17 protein-coding genes are annotated in these 18,494 nt (G+C 59.1%); 8 read left to right on the top strand and 9 right to left on the bottom strand.

All coding sequences use genetic code 11. From position 1 onward, the window contains the following. Positions 1–49: 49 nt before the first annotated feature. Both fsa and MK208_RS16960 read left to right on the top strand, forming a co-directional pair. On the top strand, positions 50–703 hold the full coding sequence (fsa, locus tag MK208_RS16965; protein ID WP_294118587.1) for a fructose-6-phosphate aldolase: 654 nt from the start codon (positions 50–52) through the stop codon (positions 701–703). 127 nt (positions 704–830) lie between these two features. Further along, positions 831–1,841: a hypothetical protein gene (locus tag MK208_RS16960; RefSeq protein ID WP_294118585.1), complete on the top strand. Its 1,011-nt coding sequence runs from the start codon at positions 831–833 to the stop codon at positions 1,839–1,841. Positions 1,842–1,865: 24 nt separating this feature from the next. Here the strand turns inward: MK208_RS16960 and MK208_RS16955 are convergent, their stop codons facing one another. The 7 genes from MK208_RS16955 to MK208_RS16925 all read right to left on the bottom strand — a co-directional run bounded on the left by MK208_RS16955 (position 1,866) and on the right by MK208_RS16925 (position 8,957). Beyond that, a complete protein-coding gene (locus tag MK208_RS16955; RefSeq protein WP_294118583.1) occupies positions 1,866–3,242 on the bottom strand; it encodes an SPOR domain-containing protein in 1,377 nt (458 codons plus the stop codon). Between the two features lie 77 nt (positions 3,243–3,319). Further along, positions 3,320–3,952: a uracil phosphoribosyltransferase gene (gene upp / locus MK208_RS16950; protein ID WP_294118681.1), complete on the bottom strand. Its 633-nt coding sequence runs from the start codon at positions 3,950–3,952 to the stop codon at positions 3,320–3,322. Beyond that, positions 3,949–4,935 carry an adenosine deaminase gene (locus MK208_RS16945; RefSeq protein ID WP_294118581.1) on the bottom strand — a complete coding sequence of 329 codons (987 nt, stop codon included), beginning with the start codon at positions 4,933–4,935 and terminating at the stop codon, positions 3,949–3,951. Before MK208_RS16945 ends, upp begins: the two co-directional genes overlap by 4 nt. Continuing rightward, positions 4,932–6,140, bottom strand: a complete 1,209-nt coding sequence (locus MK208_RS16940) for a phosphopentomutase (protein WP_294118580.1) — start codon at positions 6,138–6,140, stop codon at positions 4,932–4,934. The genes MK208_RS16945 and MK208_RS16940 overlap by 4 nt, the downstream gene beginning before the upstream one ends. After that, entirely contained in the window at positions 6,140–7,444 is a 1,305-nt protein-coding gene (locus MK208_RS16935) for a thymidine phosphorylase (RefSeq protein ID WP_294118579.1), read from the bottom strand. Before MK208_RS16935 ends, MK208_RS16940 begins: the two co-directional genes overlap by 1 nt. 14 nt (positions 7,445–7,458) lie before the next feature. Beyond that, a complete protein-coding gene (locus tag MK208_RS16930; RefSeq protein WP_294118578.1) occupies positions 7,459–7,869 on the bottom strand; it encodes a cytidine deaminase in 411 nt (136 codons plus the stop codon). Then, positions 7,866–8,957, bottom strand: coding sequence for a cupin domain-containing protein (locus MK208_RS16925; protein ID WP_294118577.1), 1,092 nt, complete (start codon positions 8,955–8,957; stop codon positions 7,866–7,868). Before MK208_RS16925 ends, MK208_RS16930 begins: the two co-directional genes overlap by 4 nt. A 198-nt stretch (positions 8,958–9,155) precedes the next feature. On the opposite strand from MK208_RS16925, the gene MK208_RS16920 reads away from it, so the two are divergent. Both MK208_RS16920 and prpE read left to right on the top strand, forming a co-directional pair. Next, positions 9,156–11,435, top strand: coding sequence for an NADP-dependent malic enzyme (locus tag MK208_RS16920; RefSeq protein WP_294118576.1), 2,280 nt, complete (start codon positions 9,156–9,158; stop codon positions 11,433–11,435). A gap of 257 nt (positions 11,436–11,692) precedes the next feature. After that, entirely contained in the window at positions 11,693–13,585 is a 1,893-nt protein-coding gene (prpE, locus tag MK208_RS16915; RefSeq protein ID WP_294118575.1) for a propionate-CoA ligase PrpE, read from the top strand. A 93-nt stretch (positions 13,586–13,678) separates the two neighbouring features. Here prpE and MK208_RS16910 read toward each other — a convergent pair whose 3' ends face one another. Next, on the bottom strand, positions 13,679–14,440 hold the full coding sequence (locus MK208_RS16910) for an NAD kinase (protein WP_294118574.1): 762 nt from the start codon (positions 14,438–14,440) through the stop codon (positions 13,679–13,681). Between the two features lie 189 nt (positions 14,441–14,629). Between MK208_RS16910 and glyA the strand changes: the two genes are divergently transcribed. The 3 genes from glyA to MK208_RS16895 all read left to right on the top strand — a co-directional run bounded on the left by glyA (position 14,630) and on the right by MK208_RS16895 (position 17,262). Continuing rightward, positions 14,630–15,928 (top strand): serine hydroxymethyltransferase, encoded by a 1,299-nt coding sequence (gene glyA, locus MK208_RS16905; protein WP_294118573.1) that lies wholly within the window; start codon positions 14,630–14,632, stop codon positions 15,926–15,928. 69 nt (positions 15,929–15,997) lie between these two features. Then, positions 15,998–16,528 carry an RNA 2'-phosphotransferase gene (locus MK208_RS16900; protein WP_294118570.1) on the top strand — a complete coding sequence of 177 codons (531 nt, stop codon included), beginning with the start codon at positions 15,998–16,000 and terminating at the stop codon, positions 16,526–16,528. A 32-nt stretch (positions 16,529–16,560) separates the two neighbouring features. Further along, positions 16,561–17,262, top strand: a complete 702-nt coding sequence (locus MK208_RS16895) for a class I SAM-dependent methyltransferase (RefSeq protein ID WP_294118569.1) — start codon at positions 16,561–16,563, stop codon at positions 17,260–17,262. A 12-nt stretch (positions 17,263–17,274) separates the two neighbouring features. Here MK208_RS16895 and MK208_RS16890 read toward each other — a convergent pair whose 3' ends face one another. After that, positions 17,275–17,466: a hypothetical protein gene (locus MK208_RS16890; RefSeq protein ID WP_294118568.1), complete on the bottom strand. Its 192-nt coding sequence runs from the start codon at positions 17,464–17,466 to the stop codon at positions 17,275–17,277. 97 nt (positions 17,467–17,563) lie between these two features. On the opposite strand from MK208_RS16890, the gene MK208_RS16885 reads away from it, so the two are divergent. Further along, positions 17,564–18,439, top strand: coding sequence for a LysR family transcriptional regulator (locus MK208_RS16885; RefSeq protein WP_294118566.1), 876 nt, complete (start codon positions 17,564–17,566; stop codon positions 18,437–18,439). Positions 18,440–18,494 lie beyond the last annotated feature (55 nt).

Raw genomic sequence — 18,494 nt, 5'->3', positions numbered from 1 at the left:
GTTGCAAGCGCCGCCCTTTCAAACCTGCACGCACAGGAGAGGAACTGACATGAAATTCTTCGTAGACACCGCCGACATCAAAGCCATTGCCGAGCTGAACGCAACCGGCATGGTTGACGGCGTAACCACCAACCCATCCCTGATCAAAAAATCCGGCCGTGACATTCTCGAGGTCACCAAAGAAATCTGTGACCTGGTTGACGGTCCGGTTTCCGCCGAAGTGACCGCCACAGACGCTGACGAAATGATCGCCGAAGGCCGCAAGCTGGTGCAGATCGCCGACAACATCGCGGTAAAAGTACCTCTGACTTGGGACGGCCTGAAAGCTTGTAAAGCACTCACCGACGATGGCCACAAAGTCAACGTCACCCTGTGCTTCTCCGCCAACCAGGCGCTCCTGGCGGCGAAAGCGGGCGCAACCTTCATCTCTCCTTTCATCGGCCGCTTGGATGACATCAACATGGATGGCATGGACCTGATCGCCGACATTCGTCAGATCTATGACAACTACGGTTTCGAAACTGAAATCCTTGCCGCCTCCGTGCGCACCGTGAACCACGCCACCCAATGTGCGCTGGTTGGTGCCGACGTGATGACCGCCCCTCCCGGCGTGATCAAATCCATGATCAACCACCCGCTGACCGACAAGGGTCTCGACGCTTTCCTAGCGGACATCAAATCGGCAGGCATCAAAATCCTGTAACGGTTGCAAGACACGTATCGAACAAGGCTCGGACATCGCTCCGGGCCTTTTTCGTGACCGCCATGTGATTGCTCCTCCGTTTGCCCCCTGCTAGGGTTTCTTGCAAAATGAGGCTGAGCACCCACCAATGAGCACTGCACTAGACAAATTCCAACGCTTGGAAGGCACCGCGTTGTGGCGAGAAACGCCGGACGTGCAACGGCGTGAAGTGATTGTGTCTCTGGGCGAGGCTTCCTTGGTGATCAAAGACAGCCAGGACCGCGCACTCACCCACTGGTCCTTGCCGGCCGTACGCCGCCTCAATCCGGGTCAAACCCCAGCGGCGTTTTTTCCGGACGGCGACTCTGATGAGACGCTGGAAATCGATCCGTCCCACGATGATCTGGTGGACGCCATCGAAAAACTGCGCAAAGCGGTCGCCCGGCCAAAACGCGCCTCTGGCCGTTTGCGAAAAACAGTCTTGGCCCTGACCGCAACTGCTTTGGCGGGGCTGGCCGTATTCTGGCTGCCCGACGCCTTGGCAAACCACACCCTACGCGTGGTGCCCAATGTGGCCCGCCAGACCATTGGTCAGGACATGCAACAGCTCGCCACCCGGCTAACAGGTCAACCGTGCACCGCTCCTCTGGCCATTCCGGCCGTGGACGCCTTGCAAAAGCGCCTGCAAGTGCGGTCAATTTCTGTATTGCCCAGTGCACTGCGTGAAGCCATCGCTCTACCCGGCAATGTTGTGCTGTTGGGGCGCGACACCATCGAGGATCACGAAGAGCCGGATGTGGCCGCGGGTTACATCGTGGCTGCACAGGCTGCCTCACCCGATCCCCTGCGTGGCGTGTTAGAAACCGGCGGCATTCGCGCCAGCCTGCGCCTGCTGACCACCGGCGCGCTGCCGGAAGATCTGCTGCTTCAGCATATCGAACTGATGATCAGCAGCCCGCCTGCGGCGGCCGCAGATGACACGTTGATCCAGGCATTTGAGCAAAAGCGGGTCCGACTACAGCCTTACGCGCTGGCGAGGGACCCATCAGGGGAAAGCACACTGGCCTTGATCGAGGCCGCCCCTTTCACCGAAGAATTGCCAGAACCGATCCTGATTGACCGTTACTGGGTGGCTCTTCAAGGCATCTGCGGCAGCTAAACGCCACCGCAGACCTCAGCTGCATTACTGACGCACAAAAGCGCCGCCAAATCCGGCGCTCTGGGTCTTGCTCAGCGCTGCATTGGCACTGTCTGCGCTGGCAAACGGACCTGCCAGCACCATACGCTGGGTCGCACCATGTCGCTGGTATTTGCCGATCCGCACCGGCAGCCCAAGACGTTTCACCTGTTTGGCCGCAGCCTGGGCACTGGCCTGATCGTTATACGTACCAACCTGCACATATGGCGTGCCTGCCAGCCGCAAAGACTTGGTGGCAGGCTGCGATTTGGTGGACACGTTTGTAGCAGCGGTATTTGGCGTTGCCGCCCGCGACACAGCTTCCGCATTGGAAGTATCGACTAATTGATACGGCACAGTCTGTGTCCACACCTGCGCCATCTGAGCCTCACCTGCGAGTGTCATTTCAGCCCGACGTTCATTCAAGCGGCCATCATCAAACGCACGACGATAGCCTTCAGGCACCACCGACACTACCTGTGTGTGTTTGTTGGCTTCATACACGTGGCGCGGCACAACCCGCACATCCGGCGCAACTTCGCCGACGCGCACAACGGTGCCAACCGGCGGACGACGCAGCGAACTGTTCTGATCAAAGCGCATCTGCGGTGGTTGCGCTGTTGCCCCCCCACGCCCGGGCGTCACCGGAGACTGGGCTTGAGGTCCGCACCGAACGGCAGAGCCTCTCCAGGATGTCACCCCTTCGCGACACGGCGACACGACACCAGCCGCGCGCGGGGCTTGATTGGAGGTCCGGCGCACGGTTGTTGTCGTGGTTTTGGGGGCCACTGGCGCAGGCTGGATCACCGTTGGTGCCGCTGCGGTGGCTGCCGGGGCAACCGTACGTGTGGTGGTTTTCTTGGTTGTTGTAGTGGTCGGACGGGCCGCGGTTGGTGTGGTGTAAAGCGGCGCACCTTTGGCCTGCTTTGGCACCTTCACTGTGCGAGTAGTGGTTTTTGCCGTGCTGGTTGCAGCGCTGCCGGTGGTGCGTGCCGTTGTTGTCGTCGCTGCCGCAGACGCAACTGCTTTTGGCGCCGCAGCCACAGCAGGTGCACCGGACTCCGGTGCTGCCGGCTGAATCTGAACAACATTTTTGTCGAGCTTTGCCGCGGCGCTGGTGGTGGTCTGGGCTTTGGAGAAGGTGGGTTTGAAGCCACAAATCACCTTGCGTTCCCGCGTCACCCGCGGCACCCAAGTTGTGGCCCCATCAACACCGGCGCGGATGTAGACACATCCACGGCTGTCAACAAACTGCTTACCCTTGAAATCGTTCGGCGGGAATTCCGCCGGGATTTCGTTTGAACTAATGGACTGCGCGGTGACCGCACCAATGCCCAAGGAACTTGCGATCACGCCGATCGCAATAACTCTGGTCAGTTTCATTTTGCCCCCACAAGATGTAGGGGCACCTTAGCCGGTTTGTTTCCAACGAGTAAACCGTTGAAAACACGAAATTTGACCTATTGGGTGCCAAACATGCGGTCGCCCGCATCACCCAATCCGGGCAAAATATAGCCCTTTTCGTTCAACCGCTCATCCAGCGCGGCAGTCACAATTGGTACATCTGGATGCGCTTCTTTCATCCGCGCCACACCTTCCGGCGCGGCCAACAGACACAGGAACCGGATGTTTTTGGCACCCTGTTTTTTCAGCAAATCAATCGCCGCCGCAGAGCTGTTGCCGGTTGCCAGCATCGGATCAACCGCGATCACCAGACGTTCATCCAACTCACTTGGGGCCTTGAAGTAGTATTGCACCGGCTCCAGCGTTTCCTCGTCACGGTACAACCCGACAAAGCCCACACGCGCCGACGGCACCAGCTCCAGCATCCCATCCAAAAGGCCATTGCCCGCCCGCAAAATCGACACCAACGCCAGCTTGCGCCCCGCCAGCGTCGGCGCATCCATCTCCACCATCGGGGTCTGGATTTTCTTGGTGGTCATCGGCAGTTCACGAGTGATCTCATAGGCCAGCAACTGGCTAATCTCGCGCAGCAGACGGCGGAACTCGCCAGTCGAGGTGGCCTGATCGCGCATGATGGTCAGCTTGTGCTGTACCAGCGGGTGATCCACAACTGTCAAATGATCCATCAGGCTTGCTCCAATCGCTTTGCTACTTTGGCTTTGGTATCGGCATCACAGAAGGCCGCGTCAAGCGCGGTCTGGTTGAGCGCCCGAAAATCACTCTCGTCCCATCCAAAGGCTTTGGAGAGCTCTTCGTACTCGCGGCGCATGGTGGTGTGAAAGAATGGAGGATCATCCGTACTGACGGTTACTTTGACACCGGCATCCCGCAATTTCTGAATGGGGTGGCTGGCAAAGTCCGGAAACAGGCCTAGCACCACATTGGAACCGGGGCAGACTTCAAGCGTGATCTGACGCGCCACCAGTTCTTTCACCAGTTCAGGATCTTCAATACTGCGCACGCCATGGCCGATACGCTCCACGTTCAGGTCTTTGATCGCATCCCAAACGCTTTCCGGGCCGCCAAATTCCCCTGCGTGGGTGGTCAGTTGCAAACCTGCTTCTTTGGCTTGATCAAAGGCATAAGCAAAGGTTCCCTGTGTGAACTGACCTTCGTCGCCGCCCATGCCAAAGCCGGTCACAAAGTCACCAGCTGTTTCTGCCGCGCAATGTGCTGTAGTTTTAGACTTGTCGGCCCCGAAGTGACGCACTGCGGTCACAACACCGCGCAAGGTGATCCCGTGCTTGGCCTCTACCGCAGTGGCGGCTTCCTCAATCGCCGCGAGGTACTCGCACCAAGCGCCAAGGTCACCGCCGCCACAGAAGTCTGGGCTTATAAAGCTTTCGGTGTAAACAACGCCATTCTTGGCGCTTTCTTCCAGGATCGCAGTGGTCAGCCGCGCAAACTCTTCCGGCCCGGTCAACACAGAGGTTGCGTCCTCATAGGTGCTCAGAAAGTGCACAAAGTCCCGAAACGCGTAGCCGCCGTTGTCATCAAAGATCTTGCTCAGATCGACGTTCTTTTCATGCGCCAGCTGTTTGATAAACGCGGGGGGGGCCGCGCCTTCGTGGTGCAGGTGCAGCTCGACTTTAGGCAGGTCAGCAACGCTCATAAGAAACTCCTTCCACGGGGAGGTGTGATCCCCAGATGTGTGGCCACCGTTGCGGCCACATCAACAAAATCCATGATCCCGGCTTCTTTTGCGCCCACACCGGCGGCCAATACTGGCACGCGCTCACGGGTGTGGTCGGTTCCGGTCCAGCTTGGGTCATTGCCGTGATCCGCGGTCAGGATCAAGAGATCATCCGCCTTCAAATTTTGAAGGACCTTTTCGATTTCCAAATCAAACCACTCCAGCGCACGCGCATAGCCGGATATGTCGCGGCGATGGCCATAAAGGCTGTCAAACTCCACAAAGTTTGCAAAGGTCAGACTGCCATCGTCAGCGGTTTCCACCAGTCCCTGTAAATCCTGCATCAGCTTGGCATCCGCCCCCTTGGTGCAATCATCAATACCCGCCATTGTGAGGATATCGCCAATCTTGCCAACAGCGTGTACCTTGCGACCGGCATCTTGCACCCAGTTGGTCAACAGCGTGTCCGGCGGCGCAATGGCATAGTCGCGGCGATTGGTGGTGCGCGTAAATCCTGTCTCTGCATCCCCCACAAACGGCCGCGCAATCACGCGACCAATCTTCATCTCATGCAAGGTCGGCGCAAGATCCTGACACAGCCGTAAAAGACGGTCGAGACCAAAAGTCTCCTCATGTGCGGCGATCTGATAAACGCTGTCCGCAGAGGTGTAGCAAATTGGCTTGCCACTTTTCACATGCTCCGCGCCAAGATCGTTGATGATCACGGTACCGGAAGCATGGCAATCTCCTAGAATGCCATCCACCCCAGCCAGTTCACATACCAATTTGGTCAAATCGGCCGGAAAGCACGGCTGCTCTTTGGGAAAATAGCGCCACTCCCACGGCACCGGTAGCCCCGCCAACTCCCAGTGACCGGATGGCGTGTCCTTACCAGGACTCACCTCGGTGGCCGCGCCCCAAGCGCCCTTTGGCTTCGCATCCAGACCGGGCGTGGTATCGCCCGACGCCAACCGACAGGCGGCACCTAAACCCAACGCGTCCAAGTTGGGCAGCTCAAGCGGCCCGCTGCGTCCGTCCTCAGCCCGCCCTTCGGCGCAGGCCTGCGCAATATGCGCCAAGGTATTCGCGCCAGTGTCGGGGCGGTCTTCGTTGAAAAACCGTGCGGCATCCGGCGCACCGCCAATGCCAACCGAGTCCATCACCACCAGAAATGCACGTGCCATCAGCGGCTCCTTTCGTGAATGAGCGGCGGCATATCCGGCATTTGCTCGCCAATGTCTATAGCCTCCAGCACAGCTTGCGCAGCGACATCCGCCTTATCCTCTCGGCTCGCATGCACCCGCATCAGCGGGTCACCCGCTCTGACCTGCGTGCCCAAACGCACCACCTCTGAGAAGCCCACCGCAGGATCAATCACGTCGCTCTCCACCATGCGCCCCCCGCCAAGCCCGACAACAGCAAGGCCCAACGCTTCGCCCTCGATTGCGGTTACAAAGCCATCACGAGGCGCCTTGACCTCGCGGATCACCGAGGCCTCCGGCAAAAAACGCTGCCACTCCTCAACAAACCGCATTGGTCCGCCATGGGCCGCTACCATCCTGCCAAATCGTTCCGCGGCCTGCCCGTTTGCCAAAACCTCAACCATCTTAGCGACACCTGCCTCAACATCCGCCGCCAAGCCCGCATTGGCCAACAACACGCCGCCAAGGGACACGCTCAACTCCGCCAAAGGCCCGCCCTTAGAACCACAGAGCACCTCCATGCACTCCGCCACCTCAAGCGCATTACCCAACGACGGCGCCAACGGCTGGTTCATGTCAGAAATCACCGCGCTTGTCGGGCAGCCCGCAAGATTGGCCGTGCTGACCAAAGAATCCGCCAGTGCCTCGGCATCTGCGAGCGTCTTCATAAACGCCCCGCTGCCAACCTTCACATCGAGCACCAAGCCATGAAGGCCTGCCGCCAATTTCTTCGACAGTATTGAAGCCGTGATCAGATCAAGGCTTTCTACAGTTCCGGTCACATCCCGCACCGCATAAAGCCGTTTATCCGCTGGCGCGATCTCAGCTGTGGCACTGACAATCGACGCCCCGGCGTCGCGCACCACCTTATCAAACTGTGCCTCATCCAATCCAGTCTGGTAGCCCGGAATGGCCTCCAGCTTATCCAGCGTCCCGCCAGTGTGACCAAGCCCCCGCCCAGACACCATAGGCACATAAGCCCCACAGGCTGCCAAAGCCGGTGCCAGAACCAAACTCACGCAATCGCCCACGCCGCCGGTAGAATGCTTGTCGAGCACTGGTCCGGGCAAGTCCCAAGACATCGTGTCCCCACTGTCCCGCATCGCCAGGGTCAACGCCACTCGACCCTCCTCAGAGAGACCGCGCACACAAACCCCCATAGCAAAGGCGCCGGCCTGAGCATCACTGACCGTTCCGTCAGCCAACCCTCTGGCAAACCAGGCCAGTTCCTCACGACTGGGATCTTCGCCTTTGCGCAACTGCGCGATGATGGCCCGTGCGTCCATACTTTTCTCCTTTGTCAGTCGCGGTCTTGGTGGTCGGTATCCATGTGGTCGGTGCCAAACGCCCCCGGCAGCAACTCCGCCATAGTCATCGTCAGCCGCGCGCCATCCAGCGTCGCCATCGTAATTTTTGTATCTCCACCCGCAGCAAACTCCGCGAGTTTCTGGCGACACCCGCCGCAAGGCGTCACTGGCTGCTTAGCGTCTGCAACCACAAAAGCTTCGGTCAAACGTGTCTCCCCCGCCGCGACCATCGCGGCAATCGCACCAGCCTCGGCACACGTACCTTCCGGATATGCGATATTCTCCACGTTGCAGCCCGCATAAACCGTTCCGCCTTCAGAACGGACCGCCGCGCCTACCTTAAAACTCGAATACGGCGCATAGGCATTTTCGCGCACGGCAAAAGCCGATTTTTCCAAGCTCATCTCTCTGTCACTTTCGTCTTAAACGCCCCCGGCAACGTGACTTCGAGCAATTCAATGTCCGCGCTTGGATCGGCGTAGAGGGTTTTCATTCCTGGCGGGATCACAAAGGCATCCCCGGCTTCCAAGGCATGTGGCTCGCGCCCCTCACCTTCCAGAACCATCGTGCCCTGCATCACAAAGGTAAAGTGGATATCCGCATCATGGCTCGCCCATTGCGGAACGCCGTCTCCACGGCGGATCACCTGCACCCCCGCCACATCTTTCGTGTTGGTTGCAATAGTTGTGTCTCGGCACATAAAGCCCGGTAATCGGAACTCGCCCCATTCTGCAACCTCTGCCAGATTATGGACAAAGCGCTGCCCATCCCACTCGCGGTCTGGCCGCTCATGCGGGGTTGGAAGTTCCATTTCATGGTCAATCTCCGTCACATGGTCCGCTGGCACCCCAATCTCGATCACCTGCAGATCGTCACTGGCCTCACAAACCCGATGGCGAATTTCCGGCGGCTGGATAAAGCAGTCCCCCGCATTGAGACGCCGCATCCCGCCTTGATCTTCATACAAGACGTCAACCCAACCCTTGACGCAGAAAATTAGCTGAAATCCCACCTTATGATAATGCACCATATCCGGCACCGGCCCACCGTCCGGGATACGGATATGGCTGGCAATCATCGCACCACCCAACCGGTCCGGCACCAAATCTCTGTAGTGCATCCCGGCACGACCAATCACCCAAGGCGCCTGATCCGCCAGCCTGCGCACAACAAAGGAATGCTGCACCTCCGGCAGAACCAACGGCGGGTTCAGCTCTTCAATTTCGACCTTTGTACCGTTCGGCGCAGTCAGCTCCCGCGTGCCATCCGCAAACCCATCTGGATCATCCGCCAATATCCGCAGGCACCCCGGCGCTTCTTCCGCGCCTTTCTCAACGCGCAGCCGCAGGCCGTGTCCGGAAAACACAGCCACCGTCGGGTCATCCGCGGGATAAATCATATCTATCCGCATTTTGAGCACTTTGGTGTAAAAGGGGATGTCATCGCGCAATTCCTGCGTTGGCAACCGCACCTCTGCTCTGATCTCTTCCATACCCGCTCCTCACTGCACTCTGACGGCAGAATTTTCCGAGAATGTAACCAAATGGTCAAAAACTCAACGGCGAATTTGAGGCGCTTTCCGCCAAGTTACATTTGGCCATTTCCTCGGAAGAAAAACTAGTTTAATGCTGAACAAAATTTTGACCACCCCACAAACCGCCGCTGCGCCCCGCGCAAAATGAGGTCCGCCATGTCCGACAACCGCAACCAATCTCTGCGCGACGCCGCCCTGTTTTATCACGCCAACCCAAAGCCGGGAAAATTGGAGATCCGCGCAACCAAGCCATTGGCCAACGGTCGCGATCTCTCCCGCGCCTATTCCCCAGGTGTTGCGGAAGCCTGCATCGAAATCAAAGAAGACCCGGCCAACGCCGCGCTTTACACGGCGCGCCAAAACCTCGTGGCTGTGGTGTCCAACGGTTCTGCGGTTCTGGGCCTCGGCAACATCGGCGCGCTGGCCTCCAAGCCGGTCATGGAAGGCAAAGCGGTTCTGTTCAAGAAATTTGCCAACATCGACTGCTTTGACATCGAGCTGGACGAAGCTGACCCAGAAAAACTGGCGGACATCGTCTGCGCCATGGGGCCGACATTTGGCGCCATCAACCTTGAAGACATCAAAGCACCGGACTGCTTCATTGTTGAAAAGCTTTGCCGCGAGCGCATGAACATTCCTGTGTTCCATGACGACCAGCACGGCACCGCCATTGTTGTCGGCGCCGCGGCGACCAATGCGCTGCAAGTGGCGGGCAAAAACTTCGAAGACATCAAGATTGTCTCCACAGGTGGCGGCGCAGCAGGCATCGCCTGCCTCAACATGCTCCTGAAACTCGGCGTAAAGCGCGAAAACGTCTGGCTCTGCGACATCCACGGTCTGGTCTATGAAGGCCGCGAAGAGGACATGAACCCGCAAAAGGCGGAATTTGCGCAGAAAACTGACCTGCGTACCCTCGACGAGGTGATTGACGGCGCCGACATGTTCCTCGGCCTCTCCGGCCCCGGCGTGCTGAAACCGGAACTGGTCGAGAAAATGACTGCGCAGCCGATCATCTTTGCCTTGGCCAACCCCACCCCGGAAATCATGCCGGACCTAGCCCGCAAAGTGGCGCCCGACGCGATCATTGCCACCGGCCGCTCCGACTTCCCAAACCAGGTCAACAACGTCCTCTGCTTCCCTTTCATCTTCCGCGGCGCACTGGATGTCGGTGCCACCGAAATCAACGACGACATGTGCGTCGCCTGCGTGAACGGCATCGCCGAACTCGCCCGCGCCACAACTTCTGCTGAAGCCGCGGCGGCCTACAAAGGTGAACAGCTCACCTTCGGCGCGGAATACCTGATCCCCAAACCGTTTGACCCGCGCCTTGTGGGCGTGGTGTCGGCTGCCGTAGCCAAGGCCGCCATGGACAGCGGTGTCGCCACCCGCCCGATCGACGACATCGACGCCTATGTGCACAAACTCAACCAGTCTGTCTTCAAATCCGCGCTCCTAATGCGCCCGGTGTTTGAAACCGCCCGCAAAGCTGCCCGCCGCATTGTCTTCTCCGAAGGCGAAGACGAACGGGTCCTGCGCGCCGCGCAAGCGATCCTGGAAGAGACCACCGAAACCCCAATCCTGATTGGCCGGCCGGAGGTGATCGAAGCCCGCTGCGAACGCGCTGGCCTCTCTATCCGCCCCGGCCAGGACTTCCAGATCGTGAACCCGGAAAACGACCCGCGCTACTATGACTACTGGAACAGCTATCACGAGTTGATGGAGCGCGACGGCGTCACACCTGACCTCGCCAAAGCCATCATGCGCACCAACTCCACCGCGATTGGCTCGATCATGGTGCATCGCGAAGAAGCAGACAGCCTGATCTGCGGCACCTTTGGGGAATACCGCTGGCACCTGAACTACATCACACAGGTCTTGGGCAACAAATCCCTGTCGCCACATGGTGCGCTCTCGCTGATGATCCTCGAAGACGGACCTCTGTTCATTGCGGACACCCAAGTGCACGAACTGCCAAGCCCCGAGGACATTGCCCGCATCACCATCGGCGCCGCGCGTCACGTGCGTCGCTTTGGTCTGGAACCCAACATCGCGCTCTGCTCACAAAGCCAGTTTGGTAACCACCAACAAGGCTCCGGCAAGCGCCTACGCGAAGCCATCGAGATTCTGGACAGCCGCCCACGTGACTTCACCTACGAAGGCGAGATGAACGTCGACACTGCACTTGACCCCGATCTGCGCGCCCGCGTCTTCCCACGCACCCGCCTGAACGGCGCGGCCAATGTTTTGGTCTTCGCCCACGCAGACGCAGCTTCTGGCGTGCGCAACATCCTGAAAATGCGCGCCGGTGCTTTGGAAGTGGGCCCGATCCTGATGGGCATGGGCAACCGCGCCCACATCGTCAGCCCGTCGATCACCGCGCGCGGCCTGCTGAACATGGCCGCCATCGCGGGCACACCGGTGACGCAATACGGCTAAGCCGCCCTCTTTAAGTTCACAAAAAACGCGGCGGAGTGATTCCCGCCGCGTTTTGCACTTCGAAACTTCGCAACTTTGCAAAGCCCCCGACATTTTCCAGCGAACCCCAAGCAAACCCTTACCTTTGCAAAAATTTGCAGATCGCCTGAGCAAAGACTTGCAAATTTTCTGCGATAATCTGCCACGTCTCCACCGCCAAGACTTGCCGCCACGACAACCCCTCCTCTATCCATTTGGGTAAGGATAGGAGGACCCCAATGTCATATCAGGACGTCTACAACGGCTGGAAGAACGACCCCGAAGCATTTTGGATGCAGGCAGCAGACGCCATTGACTGGGACACCCCGCCCAGCCAAGCGCTCTTTGACAAGGGCGACCACATGTATGAGTGGTTCTCGGACGCCAAGGTCAACACCTGTTGGAACGCCGTGGACCGCCACGTCGAGGCCGGTCGCGGCGAGCAAACTGCCATCATTCACGACAGCCCGATCACCCACTCCAAGCGCGAGATTTCCTACGTCGAGCTGCGCAACCGCGTTGCCTCCCTCGCCGGAGCGTTGCGTGCCAAAGGCGTGGAAAAGGGCGACCGCGTCATCATATACATGCCGATGATCCCTGAAGCACTCGAAGCCATGCTGGCCTGCGCCCGTCTCGGCGCGATCCACTCCGTGGTCTTTGGCGGCTTTGCCTCCAACGAGCTGGCCGTCCGCATTGACGACGCCAAACCCAAAGCCATCATCGCCGCCTCCTGCGGCCTCGAGCCGGGCCGCGTGGTGCACTACAAGCCACTGCTGGACGGCGCCATCGACCTCGCCACTCACAAGCCCGACTTCTGCGTGATCTTCCAACGCGAGCAAGAAGTGGCTCAGTTGATCGAAGGCCGCGACTTCAACTGGCACGGCTTCCAATATGGCGTTGAACCTGCCGAATGCGTACCTGTCGAAGGTAACCACCCCGCCTACATCCTTTATACCTCAGGCACCACCGGCCAACCCAAAGGCGTGGTGCGCCACACCGCCGGCCACTTGGTTGCGCTGAACTGGACCATGAAGAACGTCTTCAACGTCGATCCCGGCGATGTGTTCTGGGCAGCCTCCGACGTGGGTTGGGTTGTGGGCCACAGCTACATCACCTACGCACCATTGATCCACGGCAACACCACCATTGTGTTTGAAGGCAAGCCGGTTGGCACGCCCGACGCGGGCACCTTCTGGCGGGTGATTTCCGAACACCAAGTCAAAACCTTCTTCACCGCCCCCACAGCCTTCCGCGCCGTAAAACGCGAAGACCCCCAAGGCGAGTTTGTGAAGAAGTACGACATGTCTTGCATGGAACAGGTTTTCCTCGCAGGCGAACGTGCAGACCCCGACACCATCATATGGGCACAAGACCAGCTGCAAAAACCAATCATCGACCACTGGTGGCAGACCGAATTGGGCTACCCGGCCATTTGTAACCCCGTGGGCATCGAGCTTCTGCCTGTGAAACTGGGCAGCCCGTCCCTGCCCATGCCAGGCTATGACATGAAAGTGCTGGACGAAGGCGGCAACGAGCTGCCGCCCGGCGAACTTGGCGCCATTGTCAGCAAATTGCCGCTGCCGCCGGGCACGCTACCAACCCTGTGGAATGCCGAAGACCGATTCAAAAAATCCTACCTGACCAACTTCCCCGGCTACTACGAAACCGGCGATGCAGGCATGATTGACGAAGACGGCTACGTTTACATCATGGCGCGCACCGATGACGTGATCAACGTCGCGGGCCACCGCCTCTCCACCGGCGGCATGGAAGAGGTGCTCGCCGGACACCCGGACGTCGCGGAATGCGCGGTGATTGGCGTGGCGGATCAGCTCAAGGGCCAAATGCCGGTCGGCTTCCTCTGCCTCAACGCAGGCGCAGACCGTGACCACGGTGAAGTTGTGAAAGAAGTTGTGAAACTGGTGCGTGAAAAAATCGGCCCGGTGGCGGCGTTCAAATTGGCCGTAGTGGTCGATCGCCTTCCCAAAACCCGCTCCGGCAAAATCCTACGCGGCACCATGGTCAGCATTGCGGATGGCACCGAGTGGAAAATGCCCGCCACGATTGATGACCCTGTCATTCTGGATGAAATTACTGTGGCGCTGCAAAGCATCGGCTACGCCACATCGTAAACCCGGCGGGGGGGCCAGCCCCCGCACCCCCGGGATATTTAGGGCAAGAAGAAGCCAGGACGGCGTGCCAAATTGAGGGCGCGCTTTTTGGTGTCAGACAAACTGCTCGCGGATCAGGCGCTCTTCCAACCCATGGCCCGGGTCAAACAGGATCCGGTGCGCGATGCTCTCATCCGAGCGGATTTCAACCGCAGCCACATTCTCGATCGAGCGGCTGTCCGCATGCGCCATCACAGGGCGCTTGCTGGCCTCAAGAACCTCGAAAGTCACTGTCGCTTGTTTAGGCAATAGAGCCCCCCGCCACCGACGGGGGCGAAATGGTGCAATCGCTGTGAGCGCCAGCACATCAGAGCCAATCGGCAGGATCGGCCCATGCGCGGAGTAATTGTACGCAGTAGACCCCGCTGGAGTACTGATCAGCGCGCCGTCACAGACCAGCTCTTCCATGCGCAACCGACCATCAATCTTGATGCGCAGCTTGGCCGCCTGCGGCCCCGCCCGCAGCAAGGACACTTCGTTGATCGCTAGCGCCTCATGCACGGAGTTGTCGACACAGGTCGCCCGCATCGCCAGCGGATTGAGCTTTTCCTCTTCCGCCGCCGCAAGCCGTTCCAAAAGATCACTTTCCGAATAGGTGTTCATCAGAAAGCCTACCGTGCCGCGGTTCATCCCATAGACCGGCGCAGGTAAAGCCTGAGTGTCATGCAACGTGTGCAGCATGAAGCCGTCCCCGCCCAGCGCGACAATCACATCCGCCTCTTCCGGTACAACATTGCCATACCGGCCAATCAGCGCCGCCCGCGCGGTCTGCGCCACCGGCGCGTTGCTGGCCACAAAAGCGATTCTTTCGGACATATTGGTCCCGGCTCCATTCAAACACCGACAGGTTTCCCTGCCCTGCCAAAGGTTTCCTATGGCGTCATATGTTTATCCCCTGCACCATCTGCGGCGTTCAGGCAAGGTGTTGCGTCGCTTTGGGACCTTTCAACACACCAACCTTTCCTTTAGGAAGCGCAGCAACGCGAACCCCATGATCTGGAGCACATGCCCATGTCCACCACCCGTGATGCTGGCTTTTTCACTGAATCCCTCGCCTCCCGCGACCCAGAGCTGTTTGGCTCGATCACCAACGAGCTGGGCCGCCAGCGCGACGAGATCGAACTGATCGCTTCGGAGAACATCGTGTCCGCCGCCGTGATGGAAGCGCAGGGCTCTGTGCTGACCAACAAATACGCCGAAGGCTACCCAGGTCGCCGCTACTACGGCGGCTGCCAATACGTGGACGTGGCCGAAAACCTCGCCATCGACCGCGCCAAAGAGCTGTTTGGTTGTGACTTCGCCAACGTGCAGCCAAACTCCGGCTCCCAAGCCAACCAAGGTGTGTTCACCGCCCTGCTGCAGCCAGGCGACACCATCCTCGGCATGAGCCTGGACGCCGGTGGTCACCTGACCCACGGCGCCAAGCCAAACCAATCCGGCAAATGGTTCAACGCCATACAGTATGGCGTGCGCAAGCAAGACAGCCTGCTGGACTACGATCAGGTGCAGGAACTGGCCAACGAGCACAAGCCAAAGATGATCATCGCCGGTGGTTCCGCCATCCCGCGTCAGATCGATTTCGCCAAGTTCCGTGAAATCGCAGACTCCGTGGGCGCTTACCTGATGGTCGACATGGCCCACTTCGCCGGCCTGGTTGCCGCAGGCGAACACCCATCCCCGTTCCCATACGCGGATGTGGCCACCACCACGACCCACAAAACCCTGCGCGGCCCACGCGGCGGCATGATCCTGACCAACGACGAAGCCATTGCGAAGAAAGTGAATTCCGCGATTTTCCCTGGCATCCAGGGTGGCCCGCTGATGCACGTGATTGCTGGTAAAGCGGTAGCCTTTGGCGAAGCGCTGCGCCCAGAATTCAAAAAGTACCAAAAGCAGGTGCGCGCCAACGCAGTCGCTCTGGCCGATCAGCTGATGAAAGGTGGTCTGGACATCGTCACCGGTGGCACCGACACCCACGTGATGCTGGTCGACCTGCGCCCGAAAGGCGTGAAAGGCAACGCCACCGAGAAAGCGCTCGGCCGCGCCTACATCACCTGCAACAAAAACGGCATCCCGTTTGACCCGGAAAAGCCAATGGTGACTTCCGGCATCCGCTTGGGCACCCCGGCAGGCACCACTCGCGGCTTTGGCGAAGACGAGTTCCGCGCGATTGCCGACATGATTGTAGAAGTGGTTGATGGCCTCGCCGCCAACGGTGAGGAAGGCAACGCAGACGTGGAAGCGGCAGTAAAAGCCAAAGTCGCAGATCTCTGCGCCAAATTCCCGCTATACCCGAACCTCTAAGGTCACGTACACCCAAAAACTTGTAGGCCGTCGCTGGACTTTCCAGCGGCGGCCTTTTCTTTTGGCAATATGACCAAAGATGATTTGAAAAAGACCAGCAAGTATTTGAGCTACATCCTTCGGCACGCACCGGACAGCATCGGATTAACGCTTGATGCACAGGGATGGGCGCAGGTCGCTGACCTAATTGCGAAATCTGAGCATCCTCTCACACATGACCTCATTGCCGAGGTGGTGCGCACCAACGCAAAGCAGCGCTTTTCCTTGAACCTCGACGGCTCCCGCATCCGGGCAAATCAGGGGCATTCGATCCAGGTCGACCTCGGGCTTGCCCCCAAAACGCCCCCGAGCATTCTGTTTCACGGCACTGCCAAAACCAACCTGGCGTCCATTCGTCAAAATGGATTGCTCAAAGGCACGCGGCACCATGTGCATCTCTCCGACAACACCGCAACCGCCAAGGCCGTAGGTGGGCGCCATGGTTCCCCGGTTGTACTGACGATCCGAACTGAGGAAATGGCTCAGAATGGCCATACCTTTTATCAATCCGCCAATGGCGTTTGGCTGGTAGATCACGTACCACCGCAATTTCTTGAATAGCGCTTATTACAGACGGTCAGCGGAGCACGACAATGACAGACGGTTGGGACGCCTCGGTTGAGGCCTGGATTGCGTCAATGGGAGAGACTGGCGATTTTAGTCGGGAGCATGTGCTCGACACCCCGATGCTGGAGCGCTTGAGGAGGGCTGCTCCAGAGGCGGTGCTGGACCTCGGCTGTGGCGAAGGGCGGTTCTGCCGCATGATAGCCCCAAACGTGGATCATGTTGCGGGCATTGATCCCACCGAAGCGTTGATTTCGCACGCAAAGGCCAAAGGCGGTGCCGACTACCACGTCGCGCGCGCCGAGAACCTGCCGTTTGACAACAACAGCTTTGACTTGGCGGTCAGCTACCTGTCGTTGATCGACATACCGGACGTCCCCATAGCCTTAGCAGAGGCGCACCGCGTGTTGCGCCCAAACGGGCTCTTGCTGATCGCCAACCTGAACCCATGGACCACCGCCAGCCAATCCAAGGGCACGCCGGTCAAAAACTCCGACGGCACCACTACGCTCACAATGGACCGCTACCTAGACGCTTTCCCGAGTTGGGCGGAGTGGAGCGGCATACGCATTCAAAACTGGCACCGACCGCTGGCGTTCTACATGCAGGCGCTGTTGAACTGTGGTTTTCAGCTCACCCATTTTGACGAGCCTAAAGCCACCGGCGGCGCGCGGGCGGAAAGCTACAACCGCGCGCCCTATCTGCACATTATGGAATGGCAAAAGCGCTAACGCGTCGCTGCCTTACCAGCCAAACAACTTGGGCCGCGCCCCATCTGTCGCCTGATCCAGCACACTTTTGCGGGCAAACCGGGCACGGCGATCCTCACGCCAATGCGGCTGTAGTTTGGTCTCTGATACTGGTGTTGCGTCCTTGTCCGCCCAATGCGCCTGACGGGTGGCCACCTGAAAGCTATTTGAAAGAATTCCCAACATATCTGGCACTCCTTGTGTTGATCTGATCCAAACATGGTGGACAGAGCGCGGAAAATCGACTCAATATGCCATTCAATATGTAAGTCAGGATTACAATATGGATTGGTCCTCCCTACCCTCTCTCGCCGCCCTGCGCGCCTTTGAGGCCGCCGCCCGTCACCAGAACTTGAGCGCCGCTGCCCGCGAACTCAATGTGACCCACGCCGCGATTGCCCAGCATGTGCGCAGTCTGGAAGCCGACCTCTCCACGCCACTATTGTTTCGCTCCGGACGTGGTGTGGCGCTCACCGAAGAAGGCCGCCATCTGGCGCAGCATCTCTCCGATGGGTTTGAGGTGATTGCCGAAGGTGTCTCCGCGCTTCAGCGCTCCAAAGAGGACCGTCCGCTGTCGGTCAGCGTCACCCCCTCCTTTGCCGCAAACTGGCTCATGCCTCGCATTGGTGGCTTTTGGCAGGCGCACCCGGAAATCTCGCTCAGCATCAATCCTAGTGTTAGTTTGATCGACCTCCGTAGGGACGGCTTTGACATGGCCATCCGCTTTGGCAATGGGCAATGGCCGGGCGTGGCCTGCGAGTTGCTCACGTCTGGCGAGTTCTGGGTGGTGGCCTCCCCCAAGCTGCTTTCCACGAGCAAAACAATTACTCTGGCGGAGGCCGGAAACTACCCGTGGCTAATGGATCTGCACATGCTGGAATGGCGGCAGGTTGTGGAGGACGCCGGTCTGGATCTCAACAGCGTGGACATGACCTCGCTGGAAACTAATGAGCTTGTGCTCTCCGCCACCGTGGCTGGCCTGGGTGTCTCGGTACACCCCAAATCTCTGGTCGAACGCGAGGTCGCCTTTGGCACGCTCAAACAGATCTGTAGCCTGCCGCGCACCGACCTGGGCTATCATCTGGTCACCCTGCCCCGCCCCCTAAGCGCCAAAGAACGGGCCTTTCGCAAATGGCTGATGGCGGAGGCCAAGGCATAGCCCAAACAGAAAGCACCCGAGCGCAAACCCGGGTGCTTTTTGAATTTTTGCGGTG

Origin of the sequence: Shimia sp., assembly GCF_022448905.1 — a bacterium.
Classification (GTDB): Bacteria; Pseudomonadota; Alphaproteobacteria; order Rhodobacterales; family Rhodobacteraceae; genus Shimia.
Note: the sequence above shows the minus strand (reverse complement) of the source record. Positions and strands in the feature narration are given on the sequence as shown.

Excerpts from the sequence above, each read along its gene's own strand:
- MK208_RS16885 (WP_294118566.1), top strand. The coding sequence starts at position 17,564 with ATGGATTGGTCCTCCCTACCCTCTCTCGCCGCCCTGCGCGCCTTTGAG.
- MK208_RS16900 (WP_294118570.1), top strand. The coding sequence starts at position 15,998 with ATGACCAAAGATGATTTGAAAAAGACCAGCAAGTATTTGAGCTACATC.
- MK208_RS16940 (WP_294118580.1), bottom strand. The coding sequence starts at position 6,140 with ATGGCACGTGCATTTCTGGTGGTGATGGACTCGGTTGGCATTGGCGGT.
- glyA (WP_294118573.1), top strand. The coding sequence starts at position 14,630 with ATGCCCATGTCCACCACCCGTGATGCTGGCTTTTTCACTGAATCCCTC.
- MK208_RS16960 (WP_294118585.1), top strand. The coding sequence starts at position 831 with ATGAGCACTGCACTAGACAAATTCCAACGCTTGGAAGGCACCGCGTTG.
- MK208_RS16930 (WP_294118578.1), bottom strand. The coding sequence starts at position 7,869 with ATGAGCTTGGAAAAATCGGCTTTTGCCGTGCGCGAAAATGCCTATGCG.
- fsa (WP_294118587.1), top strand. The coding sequence starts at position 50 with ATGAAATTCTTCGTAGACACCGCCGACATCAAAGCCATTGCCGAGCTG.
- MK208_RS16920 (WP_294118576.1), top strand. The coding sequence starts at position 9,156 with ATGTCCGACAACCGCAACCAATCTCTGCGCGACGCCGCCCTGTTTTAT.
- MK208_RS16935 (WP_294118579.1), bottom strand. The coding sequence starts at position 7,444 with ATGGACGCACGGGCCATCATCGCGCAGTTGCGCAAAGGCGAAGATCCC.
- MK208_RS16895 (WP_294118569.1), top strand. The coding sequence starts at position 16,561 with ATGACAGACGGTTGGGACGCCTCGGTTGAGGCCTGGATTGCGTCAATG.
- MK208_RS16890 (WP_294118568.1), bottom strand. The coding sequence starts at position 17,466 with ATGTTGGGAATTCTTTCAAATAGCTTTCAGGTGGCCACCCGTCAGGCG.
- MK208_RS16910 (WP_294118574.1), bottom strand. The coding sequence starts at position 14,440 with ATGTCCGAAAGAATCGCTTTTGTGGCCAGCAACGCGCCGGTGGCGCAG.
- prpE (WP_294118575.1), top strand. The coding sequence starts at position 11,693 with ATGTCATATCAGGACGTCTACAACGGCTGGAAGAACGACCCCGAAGCA.
- MK208_RS16945 (WP_294118581.1), bottom strand. The coding sequence starts at position 4,935 with ATGAGCGTTGCTGACCTGCCTAAAGTCGAGCTGCACCTGCACCACGAA.
- MK208_RS16925 (WP_294118577.1), bottom strand. The coding sequence starts at position 8,957 with ATGGAAGAGATCAGAGCAGAGGTGCGGTTGCCAACGCAGGAATTGCGC.
- MK208_RS16955 (WP_294118583.1), bottom strand. The coding sequence starts at position 3,242 with ATGAAACTGACCAGAGTTATTGCGATCGGCGTGATCGCAAGTTCCTTG.